Annotated in this window: 4 protein-coding genes; all 4 read right to left on the bottom strand. The window is 33.2% G+C overall.

Annotated features, from left to right (window positions below; all coding sequences use genetic code 11):
- Window positions 1–150: 150 nt before the first annotated feature.
- Complete coding sequence (locus Q0876_RS14470) at window positions 151–5,814, bottom strand: T9SS type B sorting domain-containing protein (protein WP_299229192.1); 5,664 nt, start codon at window positions 5,812–5,814, stop codon at window positions 151–153.
- Window positions 5,815–6,141: 327 nt separating this feature from the next.
- Window positions 6,142–13,485, bottom strand: coding sequence for a T9SS type B sorting domain-containing protein (locus tag Q0876_RS14465; RefSeq protein WP_299229189.1), 7,344 nt, complete (start codon window positions 13,483–13,485; stop codon window positions 6,142–6,144).
- A 267-nt stretch (window positions 13,486–13,752) separates the two neighbouring features.
- Entirely contained in the window at window positions 13,753–15,537 is a 1,785-nt protein-coding gene (locus Q0876_RS14460; RefSeq protein WP_299229185.1) for a gliding motility-associated C-terminal domain-containing protein, read from the bottom strand.
- Between the two features lie 40 nt (window positions 15,538–15,577).
- Window positions 15,578–16,294, bottom strand: a 717-nt coding sequence (locus Q0876_RS14455; protein ID WP_299229183.1) for a T9SS type B sorting domain-containing protein, incomplete at its 5' end; no start/stop codon positions are given.

Below are 16,294 nucleotides of genomic sequence, written 5' to 3'. Positions count from 1 at the left end.
GTCATAAAAACAGGTCGAGTCTAAAGGGTAGTTTGGGAATTATAAAATATATAATCTATTAAAGTAGGAAAAAATACTCATTAACAGTAATTTTTAAAGTTTAACGGAATTTTTATGGGTTAAACTGTATTATGAGATAATTATTTTTCACTATCGCCTTAAAGCAAAATGACCTTTAACTTCAAATGCAATATTATCTTTTCTAACTTTAGCTAAGAACCAATAGTCAGTTGCAGGCATCAGTTGTCCATTATAAGTACCATCCCAACCATTTGAAGATGAATCTAGCTGCTTTAATAGTTTACCATATCGATCATAAACATATACTATTGTGCCAGGTAATGTTTCAACGCCAGTAATGTGCCAGGTGTCAAAATAACCATCACCATTAGGTGTCATAAATTTGGGAGCATCAATAACTACAATTTCTTTAGTTATTTCGGCACATCCATTCAAGTCTACTATTGTAATGGTATGATAGCCTAAACTTACGTTTTGAAAAACGTTTGAAAATTGAGGGTCTTCATTGTCTAGTTGATAAAGATAATTGCCAATACCACTAATGGTCACAGTAATATTATTAGGATCTGAAAAATCTATAGACTCAGTAATTTCTATTGTAGCTGTTTCTGAAGCCGTAACATTAAAGATCTCTATTGTCTCACAACCAAACGGACTAGTCACAGTTACAGAATATGTTCCTATTTCTGTGATCTCAATTTCTGGAGTTGTTTCATTTGTAGACCAAAGATATGTGTCTTCAATTTCATTTGTATTTGCACTTACAAGAAGCGGTAAATTATCAATACATAATACTTGATCTCCAATGTTCACAATAGGTCTTGGATAGACTATGGTGGTAAATTGTGTTATGGCATAACAGGCAGTTATGTTATTTTCAATCCTAGCATAAATTAGTTCTCCATTACTAGCACTATAAGTGGTTGTTAATTGATTTTCATTTAATTCAGCAGATGTTATGTCTTGATAGTAACCTACGGTAAAATTTGTTGGATCTTGTCCGCCTAATATTTGTGTTGTTTGTTGATTGAGATTGAATTCGAAAAGTCCATCAAAATCATCATCACAGCTAATCATATCATTTGGTTGATTAGCAATAGGTAATGGGTTTACGTGTAGATTAAATTCGTGAATATAATAGCAATGTGTTGTTGAAAATTCTATACGAGCAAAGAGAGTATCATTATTCGTTTGGTAGTTATAATCATTTGCTAAAATATTCGTTTGGTTTTCTGCATCTTGTAGTGTGGCATAGTAGCTTACTATAACATTTGCAGTTTGTACAAGTAATGTAGAATTTATTTCAGTTAAATCAACAATGTTTTCTGTGTTATCACAGATTTCGTATGTATTTATCTGATTAATAGCTGGTGGTAAATTTGCGTCAAGCAATAATGGCACATAGCTAAAGCAATCTGCTGAGGTATTATAAACTTTTATATATACTGTTTGCGGATTTACCGTATTTGTGTAACTCGTAGGGTTTTGAATTGCATTAATATTTGCTTCCAAATCTGCAATAGAACTGAAATAAGAGACAATATTGTTTGGGTTTGATACTGCTAACAATTCGGGTTCTGCTTGAGTTAAGTCAAAAGTTGTTAAACCATCATAATCTGTATCGCAATTATCAATAGGACTTGGTTCATTTGGATATGGATTTACAAGTAAATTAAATTGTGTTAAACTAAAGCATCCAGTGGTATTGTTTTCTATTCTAACAAATATGGTTTCTCCATCTGAACCATTATAATTATTAGGCAATGTATCAATACCAGTAGTTGCAGATAATTGTGATGAGTGATAGGTTATTGTAAAGTCTGTAGCATTTTGAGTTCCTAAAACAAGATTGTTCTGTGCGAACAAATTAAAACTTTCAATGCTATCATTACTATTATCATCGCAAGCTTCTAATATTGGTGGTTGATTAGCAATCGGTAATGGGTTAACGATTAATTCAAATGGATATATAGCAAAACATGAGGTTATGCTATCGTCTAATCTTACAAAAACAACATCGTTAGTTGTTTGATATGTATAATTGGTTCCTAAACTATTTGTATTTGTTTGTGCATCATTTAGGGTTGAATAATAACTAAAGATAATATCGGTAGCATCATCAACAATTATAGATTCTATAGTGCTCAGGTTAAAATTACTAGCTGAGTTATCACAAATTTCATAGGTTTGAAAATCATTAACAGTAGGAGGTAAGTTTACAATTAGCTCTAATGGTATTGAAAGGTAACAATTTGAAATAGTATTGGTCACTCTTATAAAAACTGTTTGAGGATTGCTCAAATTGGTATATGAATTTGGGTTTTGTATTGCATTGATGTTAGCGACTAAGTCTGCTTCATTTTCAAAATAGGTGACAGTAATATTATTTTGTCTTACATCTAGAATGTCAAACTCTGCATCTGTAATATCAAATACAGTAATTCCATCATAATTTGTATCACATAATTCAATAGGTACAGACGGATTTACATCTGGTGATTGAATCACATTAAGTTCAAAACTGGTTACAGAATTACAAATGGTTCCATTGTCTATTACTGCATAGAGTTGTTGCGGATTCACGGTATTATTAAACAAAAGCGATATTTCATTAACATTGTTTTCTGCATCTGCTTGTGAAGTGTAGAACCTTACAGCTTCTATATCATTAAAACCCTGTGAGATCTCGGTTATTTTTTCATTCAGGTCAAAAAGCTCACTGCCATCATTAGCAATGTCATCACATACAAACCAATTTGTTGGAATATTGAATTGAGGATTGGTCCCTATTTCAATAATAAATGATGACGTGTCATAACAACTCGTATCAGAGGTGTTTTCTACGCGAACAAAGATTGTTTGCGGATTAGATGTATTTTGATATGCTGTAGTCTTATCAATCGCATTGGTATTATTATGAGCATCTACTTGACTTTCAAAATAAAATACTTCTTTACCGGTTTGTCCGTTAAGTATCTCTGTATCTTTTGTAGAAAATAGAAAGTCGCCAATACCATCACTTTGATTTTCACATATCTTATAGTTTTCTATGGAATTAAATACAGGTAGTGTATTTACAATCACTTCAAAATTTTCTGAAGCAAAACAGCCTGTTAGAGCATTTTCAACACGCACAAAAATCGTTTGTGTGCTAGTTACATAGGCACTTGTATTGGTTATTGCATTAGAATTGCTTTCTACATCGGCTTGTGAAATATGAAATGTCGTTGATGTATTTGTTGTATTTGGAACAATTTCAGAAACTTTAGCCTCAAGATCAATAGTAGAGATGCCATCTTGGTCATCGTCACAGATTATAATATCGCTGGCAGCAGTTGTCGTAGGCGCTGGTAATACCGTTACTTCAAACGAGGTTACGTCTGCACATTGTGTTACTGTGTAACGTACGGTTGTATAGATTGTTTGTGGGTTAGAGATATTGGTGTAAATCGTTGGTAAAGGGTTGCTATTTGAATTTGCATCTGCTTCAGTTTCAAAGTAAGTAACTACAAAATCTGCTTGACCACCTGTAATTTGATCATCAAATGTAGAGAGATCAATAGGAGTGAAACCGTCATCATCTGTATCACAAACACTAACTGGATCTATTGGTGGAAATTCGATAATTGAGTTTAGTATAAAGTTGAATGACGCATACTCTTCACATGTAGGACTGTTAAGTGTGATAAATACTTCTTGTGGATTGCTAGTTGGTTCAAAAGGAATATCTATATCTATTGGATTTATGGCATTATCCCTATCACTTTCACTTAAATAGAAAGTTACAGTTACATCCTCTAAAAGGTTTATTATAGTCTCAGCTACATTATTCAAATTAAATTGTTGAATGCCATCATTTCCAAAATCGCATAGCGAAAAATCTCTAATATTAGTTCCTGTTAATAATAGATTGCTATGAATTTCTATTGGTGTTACAGAAGCACAACCCGTTGTATCATCTTCAACTCTTATAAAAACGATTTGTTCTTCAAAAACAACATTGTCATAGCTTGTATCATTTATTATAGGATTCGTTCCAGATTCTGCATCTGGTTGAGTTTCATGGAATGTAACAGTAACTCCAGTTAAGCCTTGTAATACATCATTAGTAATCGAAGTGAGGTCAAAAGTAGCGAAGCCATCATGATCGGTATCACATGCGTCAATATAATGATCATTAGTATTGATGACTGGATTAGATAGCACTTCAATGTTTAAGGTAGTTGTTACAAAACAACCAGTTTGAGGGTTGATTATATTGACAAATAGTTGTTCGATAGCATTAGTATTAACATAGGGTTGCGGAATTGCATTTGAACCAGAGTTCGCATCGTTTTGTGTGTTGTGATATGTTACTATCAGATTACTTTGTCCGTTTGTTATCTCGTCATCTTTTTGCGACAGATCGATAGTGGTAAAACCGTCAGCATTTACATCATCACATACTAATAGATCGGTTGGATTGGTAATAATTGGTAATGGATTCACTACTAAGTCAAATTGAGAAAATGCAAGACAACCATTAATAGCATCTTCGATCCTAACGAAAATGGGTTGCGGATTTGATGTGTTTTGAATAGGATTTGTGATTGTATTTGTACCATTCTGTGCATCATTAGAAGTAAGGTGATAAGAAATACTGTACGTTGATGTAGGAACTGAGGCAATCACCTCAGTATCTTTAGTAGATAAGTCAAAAGTTTCAACCTCATTTGCACTTGCGTCATCACAAAGTTCATAGTCAGTAATTGGGTTAGAAGGTTGTGTTGAACTTAAGGTAATGCTAATGGTATCTTCAATTTCGCAAATAGAATTAGATAATGGAATTTCTGCTACAACTCGGTAGGTGCCTGATTGTGAAATATCTAATGTAGGTTGTATTTCTCCATTGATAAGGTTATCGTTTAAAAACCATGAGTAGGTAGCCAAAGGATTCTCTGTATCTGCATTTAATGTCACAGTACTAGCACAGGTTTGAATGTCTTCGCCTAGATTTATATTTGCGTTGAAGCTATTACCTTCAATAAATACAGCAGAATCATAATTATTATCTGTTTGATCTGCAATGATGAATTTTATATGGTATTGTACATTAGGCGTTATGTTTGCTGTTGCTGTCATTACTGATGTACGACCATTGTAATTTGTATCTCCTAAGTTGTAACCTTCAAAGAATTGTGCATTAGAAGCATCGCAAAAGCCTACGATTTCATCATGAATGGTATTTGTATTCACAGGAGTAGCTGTGCCAGGTAGTACAGCAATATTTGTGTATGGATCATTTGTACCAGATTCTCTTATTAATAACGCAAAACCATCAGAATATTCACATGGGAAATTACCAAAATACTCTTCAGAGGCTAAGATGTAATTAAACTGAACTTGATTTGATACCGAAACAAAATCAAACTCAATAGAAGTTGCGTTCAAAGTCCCAGAAATACCTAAAGCAGTTTCTAAGTCACTATCTGTTCCCCAGTTCGGTTCACCTTCATTTAAAACTTCATTGTTTTGAACGTTACCACCTGAGAGCGAATTCCCAGTAGTAAGCACAATACCATTTTCAAATGGAAAATTTGATCCAGAGCGTTCAAAATAGGCAAAGCTATTAAAACCATTTACAGAGCCATTAACAGGAGAATTGATATTGGAAGTTTCAACACAACCTTGAATAAGATTGTTTTCTACAAGCTGTTGTGCTGTGAAAGTGTCATTTACACTTATTTGTTGCGCATAGATTAAGCTACAAAATAAGCTCAACACTAAGGCGAGGGATTGTTTGCAAAATTTCATTCTAAAGCGGTTAAGTTCATGGCACATTTATGCTCATGAAGGTTTGGGACTATGGCTTTTGACCTTATTTTGGTGGGAATATAGAACTGATTTAGATGAAATGCAAATATTTACGATTAAATACATAAAATATTAACATTTTTGCTTTTTGCTAAGCATTATATCTTGAGCACGTTTAATGATTAATTTTCGTTCTTTTGGCTTAAAAATAAATAAATAGATCATCACATAAATCATAGGCTAGGGGCTTTTATTATTAAGTTTAGTTAAATTCAACAACCTTAAATAAATTAATATTTAAGGCTGTTGAATGTTGTTGTTTAGTTTTTATCGTCTTAATGTAAAGTGACCTTTTACTTGAAACTCAATATTGTCTCGCTTTACATCTGCAACAAACCAGTAGTCACTAGCAGGTAATAACTTGCCGTTATAAGTACCATTCCAACCATCAGAGTCTGCAGTTAAGCGATCTAGTTGTTTTCCAAACCTATCAAAAACATGAACAATTGTTCCAGGTAAAGTTTCTACACCAACGATGTGCCAAGTATCGAAATACCCATCATTGTTTGGTGTAAAAAATTTAGGAATATCAATTACTAAGATCTCTTTAGTAACTTCAGCACAACCATTAACATCTCTTATGGTAATTGTATGATACCCTAAAGGAACGTTTGTGAAAACATTTGAGATTTGAGGTTCGCCATCATCTAAAATGTATACATAATCGCCTATACCACTAACCGTTACTGTAACGTTATTTGGGTCTGAGAAATCTATTACCTCAGTAAACTCAATTATTGCTTGTTCAGATTCTGTGACTGAAAAAACAGCTGTAGATGTACAACCAAATGGTGTAGTGATCGTAACAGAATAGGTGCCAACTTCAGTAATTGTAATTTCTGGAGTAGTTTCACCTGTAGACCACAAGTAAGTATCGTTACTGTTTCCACTTTCGGCACTAACGACTAATGGTAAATCTTCTAAACAAATAACTTGGTCTACTATATTAGCCAAAGAGCGTGGTGGATGCACCAAGATCAAGAAATCTGAGATGGCATAACAGCCTGTAAATACATTTTCTACACGTACATATATAATATCTTCGTTTTCGGCTGTATGGATTTCGTTGAGGTTATTTAGACCATTGTCTGCATCATCAAAACTTGAATGGTATGTAACTTGAAGGTTTTGTGGGTCTTGATTGCCTAATACGAAATCGGTTTGATCACCTAAATTAAAGACACCGACATTGTCTTGATCATCATCACAATCTTCTAAAGTAGGCGCTTCATTGGCTATAGGATTTTCATATATAATTAATTCAAATGGGTAAATAATTTCACATTGAGTAGTTGCAAATTTTGCCTTTACATACAAGATCTCTGAATTTGATTGATAGTTGTAATTTGTTCCTAAACTATTTATATTGTTTATAGCGTCTTGTTCAGATAGGTAATAACTTATAAGCGTATCTGTATCATCATCGATCAATTGTGCAGTAACCTCATTTAATAAGATACTATTGGTGTTGTTATCACAAATCTCAACAATTTCGATATCGTTGATAATGGGTGGAATATTTACAAAAATATCTAATGGAACACTACTATAACAATTAGCAGATGTATTATTCACTTTGATGTATACGGTTTGAGGGTTCTGAAAATTATTATATGTTTCAGGTGCTGAAATTTGATTGGTATCGTCTTCTAGATCAGCAATAGATTCAAAATAGGTATAGGAATTTGTTCCAGTTAACTCTAGATCCATTTGTGCTTCAAACACGGTAAGATCAAATGTAGTAAGGCCATCATAATCATTATCGCAAACTACAAGTTCTTGTAGTGCTGATGCATGCGGATGAATCGTTATACCAAAATTAGTTACACTATAGCAACCAGTAGAAATATGGGTTACTCTAGCATAAATAATTTGATCATGTATGACACTAGTTGAATTGTCTAAAGCATTGGTTCCAGATATTGCTGAACTGTTATCAATATGATAGCTTACTTCATATTCTGAAGCATTTAACCCGTCAAGTACTATAGCATCGTGATTAGACAAATCTATGGTTTCGGTTTGGTTGTTGGATACGTCATCACAAAACTCCATATTTGGAGGTGTGCTCAATACTGGGTTTTCGTTAATAATCAATTCAAACGGATAAATAATTTCACATTGTGTAGATGCATATTTAACTTTTGCATATATGGTTTCATTTAATGATGTATAGGCATAGTTTGTTCCTAAACTGTTCGTATTATTTTCAGCATCTGTTTGTGTTAAATAGTAACTTACTAATATATCTGTTAAATCATCAACAAGTTGCGTTGTTACTTCATTTAGTAAAATAGTATTAGTGTCATTATCACAGATTTCTACAGCAGAAATGGTATTTATTTCAGGAGGTAGATTTACGATGATATCTAATGGTACCACACTGTAACAGTTAGCTGATAAATTATCTACTTTAATATAAACAGTTTGAGGGTTTTCATAGTTACTGTAATTGTTTGGTGTAGCTATTTGGTTTGAGTTATCTTCTAAATCGGCAATAGATTCAAAATATGTAAACACATTAGTGCCTGTAGTTTGAGCTAGCATATCTGCTTCAAAAATGGTAAGATTAGAGCTCGTAAGTCCGTCGTAATCTTCATCACAAACTATGATTTCTGGAACAGAATTAACTTTTGGATGAATAATAATGGTAAATGACACCACATCAAAACAAGAGAATGTATTATGTTCAGCACGTGCATAGATGGTTTGGTTATGTGTTACTGAAATTTCATTACTTATAGGGTTTGTAGAAGTAATTGCCGAGGCAGCATCATAATAATAACTTACGTTATAATTTGCCGCATCCAAATTACCTAAAACATTGATGTCATGAATACTCAGATCTATAATTTCTGTTTGGTCATTAGATGCATCATCACATATTTCTAGACTAGGAGGTGGATCTAAGACAGGATTGTCATTTACTATGATTTGGAATTCATGAATAATTTCACATTGTGTAGCGGCATATTTTACTTTAACGAACAATGTATCACTATTACTTGTGTAGGTATAGTTATTGGTCAAACTATTAGTGTCATTTTGAGCATCATTGAGTGTTGTAAAATAGCTAAACAGAATTCCAGCTGTATCATCGACCAACAGGTTACTTATGTTAGATAGTAATAAACTATTTGTATTATTATCACATATTTCAATGGTATCTAGATCATTTAAAACAGGAGGGAGGTTAATGATGACTTCCATAGGTACAATTGAGAAACAATCTGCTGTTTGATTATATACCTTAATGAAAATTGTTTGTGGGTTTTCATAATTGGTATATAATGTAGGGTTGGCTATCACACTGGTATTATCAAGAAGGTCAGCTTCAGATTCAAAATATGTAAATACGAGACCACCTGTTGTACTTGCAGCTATCAACGCTTCTTTTTGAGTTAAGTCCATAGTAGTGATCTCATCATAATTGATATCACACTCTACTAATGGTTCATTCAATACTGGATAAGGATGAATAACTATTCCAAACGATGTTAATGAATAACAACCAGTAGTATTATTTTCTACTCTTACATGTATTAGTTGTTGATGTTCTAAATCAATAACTTCATCAAGAGGGTTAGTTCCATCTGCTGCAGAAGTTTGTGTTGCATGATAGGTTACAGTAAAGTCAATAGCATTTTGATTTCCTAAAATGATAGGTGTTTGTATTGAAAGGTCAAATTCACCATTGGCATCATTAGAAATGTCATCACAATCATGTAAATCTGGTGGCATATTTGCTATTGGATTTTCATTTACGATCAATTCAAATGAATAGGTAGTAAAACATTGTGTCGTTTCATATTCTAAACGCGCATGAATAATGTCATTATTAGTAATATAAGTATAATCTGTATTTAATGGATTTACATCATTTTGAGCGTCGGCAAGAGTAGCATGGTAGCTAAACACAACATCAATATTATTATCTGTAATTATAGAATTAATCTGCCCAAGGTTATAGCTATTTGTATCATTATCACATATTTCTACTGAACCAAAATCGTTGATTTCAGGTGGTAAATTCACAATTAATGTAATTGGAATAATGACATAACAATTTGATACAACATTGTTTATTTTGATATATACCGTTTGCGGGTTCGATGTATTTAAATAGTTTTCAGGGTCTGATATGATATTTGTATTCTGCTCTGCATCTTCAAACGATTCATGATAGCTAATAAAGATATTATCTAAACGCACATCTAGAATCTCAAACTCCGATTCTGTAAGATCAAAATTTACGATACCATCATAATCCACATCACATTCGGTTAGCGTTACTGTTGTAGCGTTCACTTCAGGTACCTGAATCACATTCACTTCAAACTCAGTAATTGAATAACAATAGGTGCCATTTTCAATTCTTACATAGAGTTGTTGTGGATTTGAAGTATTTAGATATTGTAACGGTAATGGCGCATTGTCATTTTGAGCTGCATCTAAAGAGGTGTGGAATGTGATATTTAAATTATCTGGAATACCTTGTTCTATTTCTGTAATCTTAGCAGATAAATCGAAGAATTCTTGACCATCATTAGACACGTCATCACATACAAAAATATTATCAGGGACATTAAATTCAGGTGTATTACCAACCTCTAATTCAAAAGAAGATGTTAGGAAACAGTTCTCATCTACAATATTCTCTATTCTAACAAATATGGTTTGCGGATTTGATATATTCTGATAAGGGTTGTTCTTATCAATGCTATTTGTTCGGTTATCAGCATCTGTTTGAGATGTAAAATACAGAACATCTTTGTCATTTTGTCCATTCAGAATTTCATTGTCTTTAGTGTTAAAAATGAAACTGCCGATACCATTATTCGCTGCATTACAATTTCTGAAGTTAGAGATTTGTGATAAAACAGGTAATGTACTTACTGTAACTGTAAATTCTTCAGTACTGAAACAGCTAGTAATGGCACTTTCGATTCTTGCATATAATGTTTGTGTACCAGTAATATAACTTGCTGTGTTTTGAATGGCATTGGCGTTGATTTCAGCGTTTAGTAATGACGTATGAAAAGTGATGTTCAAGTCTGTTGGATCACCAACCAGTTGAGGTACAACTGCATCGAGGTCTACTGTTGAAACGGCATCCATATCATCATCACAAATATAGATGTCATTTGGAGTAGTTGTAAAAGGTGCTGGAATTACTGTAATTTCAAAATCGTTTACACTACCACAATTTGTTGTGTCTGAAGAGACACGTACATATATGGTTTGTGGATTGTTTACATTGGTATAAAAATCTGGTAACGGATTTGTACCATTTTCTGCATCAGTTTGCGTTTCATGATAGGTTACTGTATAGCCTAATTGACCGTTAGTAATGTTAGAATTAAATTCTGTTAGATCTATAACTGTATATCCATCTTGATCTGTATCACAATAATCTATTGGTCCAATAGGCGTGAAACTATCAACTGGATCTAATGATAATTCTATTTCAGATACTTCAGTACAGTCTGCGCTAATTAATGTAATATATAGTGTTTGAGGCGTTGTAGAGGGTATAAATGGAATCGCTTTATTTATTGGATTGATGTTGTTATCTCTATCGTTAGCAGTTAAATAAAATTCAATACTCACACCTGGTAAACCATTAACAATAACACCTTCTATATAATTGAGATCAAAGGCTTCTGAACCATCATTATCTACATCACAAAGTGCAAAATCTTGTATAGCTGTTCCAGTAAGCAGTAAATTAGTATGTATTTCAAATGGTCTTATCGTGAAACAACCTGACACATCATCTTCTACACGAATGTAGATGGTTTGCATATTTAATACAATATTTACATAATTTGCTGGATCAGTAATGGCATTAACGCCCAATAAAGCATCATCATAAGTTTCATGAAAAGTCACGGTAACACCTGTTAAGCCATTAAGCACATCACCAATGATTGAAGTCAGGTCGAATGTAGCAAAACCATCTTGATCTTGATCACAAGCATCTAAATAAATAGGGTCTAGATTAATATCTGGATTAGGATACACTCTAATTATAAGTGTTGTCGTACTTACACAACCTGTAGCTGTATTTATTGCACGAACAAATAATTGTTCAACTGGATTTGTATTGACATATGGTGATGGTATTGGATTGTTACCAGAATTTGCATCGGCTTGCGTATAATGATAACTTATTACTAAATTAGGTTGTCCATTTATAATCTCAGTATCTTTTTGAGTTAAATCTATAGCTGTAATACCATCACTATCAGCATCATCACATTGTTCTATATCTGTGGGCTGAGTAAGCACTGGTAAAGGGTTGACGATCAAATCGAAATTTGAATACGCCAAACATCCATTATCTACATCAACGATTCGTACATAAATAGTCTGTGGGTTTGAGGTATTATTTATTGGTCCAGATATTGGATTGACGTTATTTATGGCGTCATTGTTTGAATAATGATAACTTATGGTGTAACTTCCATTTGGGACAGCATTCAAGACTTCATTGTCATGAAAAGTAAGATCAAATTGTTCAATACCATCCGCATTCATGGCATCACACAATTCATAATCTATAATTACATCAGCAGGTTGTGTAGCACTTAAACTTACATTGACACTATCTTCTATAGGACATAAGGTTCCAGATACAGGAATCTGGACTACAACAGTATAATTTCCCGACTGACTAACGTTAAGGGTTGGAGAGGTTTCTCCTAGGATTTCTGTACCGTTGTAGTACCAAGAGTAGGTTCCTGTTGAGTTCTGTACATCAGCATCAAGAGTAATGTCACTGGCACAGGTTGTAATATCTTCACCTAAATCTACTACAGCATTAAAGCTTTTACCTTCTATAAATACTGCAGAATCATAATTTTCATCGGTTTGATCTGCAATCACTAATTTTATATGATATTGAACATTAGGAATTAATACTGCTGTTGCAGTTAATACTTCGGTTCGACCATTAAAGTTGGTGTCACCTACATTATAACCATCAAAATATTCAGGATTCTCAGCTTGACAAAACCCTACAATCTCGTCATGTACAGTACTTGTATTTACTGGAATTGTAGTACCAGGAACCAATGCAATATTTTGATATGGGTCTGTAGTTCCAGCTCGTTTTATTAAAAAGGCAAATCCATCAGAGTAAAGACATGGAAAGTTTCCAAAATACTCTTCTGAGGCTAGAATATAATTAAACTGAATTTGATTGGTTATGGAAATAAAATCAAACTCAATGGATGTTGCATTCAATAAATTTGATACGCCAAGAGCAGCTTCAAGATCTGGATCTGTTCCCCAATTCGTTTCACCTTCATTTAGAATTTGTCCATTTGGTACGTTTCCGCCCGAAAATACATTACCTGTTGATAATACGATACCATTTTCAAAAGGAAAATCTGAATTTCCTCTTTCAAAATCACCATAACTAGCAAAACCGTTAATATTGCCATTAACTGATGATGTAATATTAGTTAATTCTACACAACCTTCAACAAGATTATCTTGTACAAGTTGTTGAGCATTAAACGAATTGTTTATAGTCACTTGTTGCGCATTGGCAAAGTAAAATAGATTTATAACAATAAAAATGGGGCAGTGTAAAAATCTTTTCATACTCAGTAGGTTAGTTACCACTCACAATTTAATATTATGAAGAGGGATTGAAGATTGCTAAGCGGTTAAATTCAGAAGAAAATTAGAGTTTGATGTGCTAAAAGACAAAAAAATAAGACGAATGGATTTAAATTTTAACAAAATTAAGAAATATCTTACAAATGTTAAACAGTTCATCGAGCCCTTTTAGGCACTATACTTGAAAATAAAAATAAAGATGGATGTAAAATGAATTACTTAAAAATGATGTTTGTAATGTATTTATGGTTAGTAGTTTACATAAACCCAACCCATTCTTGATTCATAATTTGGGTCATTAAAATGAAGTACATAATAATAAGTGCCAACAGGAACTAATTTGCCATGATTATTTAAGCCACGATTCACCAAACCATCCCAAGGCTTTTCATTATTTCCTTCAAAAATAAGCGTACCATAACGGTTGAAAATTTTTAACTCATGCATTTCAAAAATATTATAGAGCCCTTGAATATTAAACCAATCATTTATATTGTCGTTGTTTGGTGAAAATCCTTGTGGGATGTAAGGTGGACAGTTTTCGATAAGTAGATTAAAAGCATAAATGAAATAACATGGAGTATCATCTAATCTTACATATATGGTTTGTGGCACTACAGTATTTGAATAGTTCTGTGGGTCTAGAATTTCGTTTGTTTCATTTTCAAGATCTGTAAGAGATGTATAGAATGTTACTTCCTCTATTGCAATCTCAATATTTGATTCTAATATATCAATTAGATCAAATGATGCCGAATTAAAACCTTCGTCACATGATAATATGCTTGGTAAAAACGTAACTGGAGGAATAATTAACAATTCAATATCAATTTCGAACGTATTATTGTCTTCATTAGTTTCTGTAACTACACCATTTCCATTACCGTCATCATCAACAACTATTAGTATTGAAAAGCCATCACCTATGATTTCAGGAATAGAAAGTGTTATGGTATTACTCTCAGAACCATTAATAGGAATTTGATTTTCTGTGGCTTCAGAATCTAATAGTATTCCGTCTGTATAAAAAGCTATAGGAGTTCCAGCAGGTAATGGGTCTGTGCTATTGGTATTGAAAACAGTGTAATCTAGCGTAACGCTTCTGTTTTCACAGTTTAAAATATAATCATCAACAACTATAGTTGCATCAGGTAATTGACTATTCAAAACTGTGATGATATTGTTGATCATCACAAAATCTTGACCCGAAGTAAGTGATATTGATGCTGAAGTGTCTCCAATATTTATATTATTTTGGATATCATATACATCAATATCCATATTATACAAATTTGAAGCTCCAGTAAAACTATTCGTTCCATTAAAAGCATTGTTGCTTGGATTTAATGGAGGGTTTCCAATCACATTTCCATTAATCGTTAATTGTTCATTAACAGCTAAACTAGCATCACCTTCCCATGCCACAAAACCAATTTTGGCACCATCGTTATCTAGAACATTAAGGTTGTCTAAAGTTACAGTAAGGTTGGTAGGAACACTTTGCAAACCATCATAAACATTAAGTTGATTTAATGGTAAGTTTGCATCTTCATAAATCACGGTTATTGCCCAACCCGCAAAATTAGTTCCACTAGGACAATATGGTGTGATAACACCTGTAAGATCTAGTTCAGAGATAGTGTATGTCGTGTTTCCTTGGTTTTGGATGATTGATGTAACATCTGCAAAAGCAGCAAAAAAGACTCTATTTGCATCCAAAGCATCACTGAAAACCCTATTAGCAGATACGGCAATACCGTTGATTTCAATATCAAGATCTCCAGTACCAGAACCTGCCCAATACAAGTATGCTGCAATTATATTTTGATTATTATTAAGTGATAGGTCTGCCGATGAAGAGGTCAATATATTGCATGGTACAAATGTGCCATTTTCTAATACATTCATTGTATTCCCTATAGCAGTATAATCATATCTACCATTGAACTGTTGAAATAGCGAAATATCTTGACCAACTGAGGGATATGGAAAAGCGAAAATGAATAAAAGAATTGCAATTTTGCTAAACCTCATTGTATGTGATTTTGAACGTACAATTTACACAAAATATTTTTTAACGTTTAAGAGCGAAATGACTTTTAAAGATTCTACCGTCTTGTAGCGTTACTACAAACCAATAGTCACTAGCAGGCATAGTATAGCCATTAACAGTTCCGTCCCATCCAGGACCAATAGGATCTACTTCGGCAATTAGTTTACCATAGCGGTCAAAGATTAATATTTGGGAACCGGGTTGAAATTGTTCGGAGATGCCATTTACTTTCCAATGCGAATTGTAAGTATCACCATTAGGTGTGAAAAACTTAGGGAAGCCAATAACAGACACAAGTTGATCTACAATACCACAATCGTTTTCAATGTCTCTTACGTATACAGTATGGAAACCGTAGTCTACATTTTGGAAAATATTGCTTTCTTGATAAGGGCCATTGACATCGTCTAATGCATATTCATAAATACCTTCACCATCTACAAAAACAGAGATAATATTATTAGCGGTAGCATCAGTGATTTGTATATCAGTAATAGTAGCAATATCAGAAGCAAGAACAGCTATGGTTCTGTCTTTAAAGCAACCATCAGTATTGGTAACTCTAACAGTGTAGGTTCCAGGTTGGTTGACTGTAATTTCAGCGGTATTTTGACCAGAAGACCATTGGTAGTAGTAGTTACTTGGTAGGTCATCAATGATTCCACCAGTTAAAGTAATGGTTTGTGGGAAGTCATTAAGGCAATAGAATCTACTTTCTTGAGTAACAATATTAGGGAG

Origin of the sequence: uncultured Psychroserpens sp. (assembly GCF_947503375.1) — a bacterium.
Classification (GTDB): domain Bacteria; phylum Bacteroidota; class Bacteroidia; order Flavobacteriales; family Flavobacteriaceae; genus Psychroserpens.
This window is presented reverse-complemented; position numbering and strand designations above follow the sequence as displayed.

Excerpts from the sequence above, each read along its gene's own strand:
- Q0876_RS14460 (WP_299229185.1), bottom strand. The coding sequence starts at position 15,537 with ATGAGGTTTAGCAAAATTGCAATTCTTTTATTCATTTTCGCTTTTCCA.
- Q0876_RS14470 (WP_299229192.1), bottom strand. The coding sequence starts at position 5,814 with ATGAAATTTTGCAAACAATCCCTCGCCTTAGTGTTGAGCTTATTTTGT.
- Q0876_RS14465 (WP_299229189.1), bottom strand. The coding sequence starts at position 13,485 with ATGAAAAGATTTTTACACTGCCCCATTTTTATTGTTATAAATCTATTT.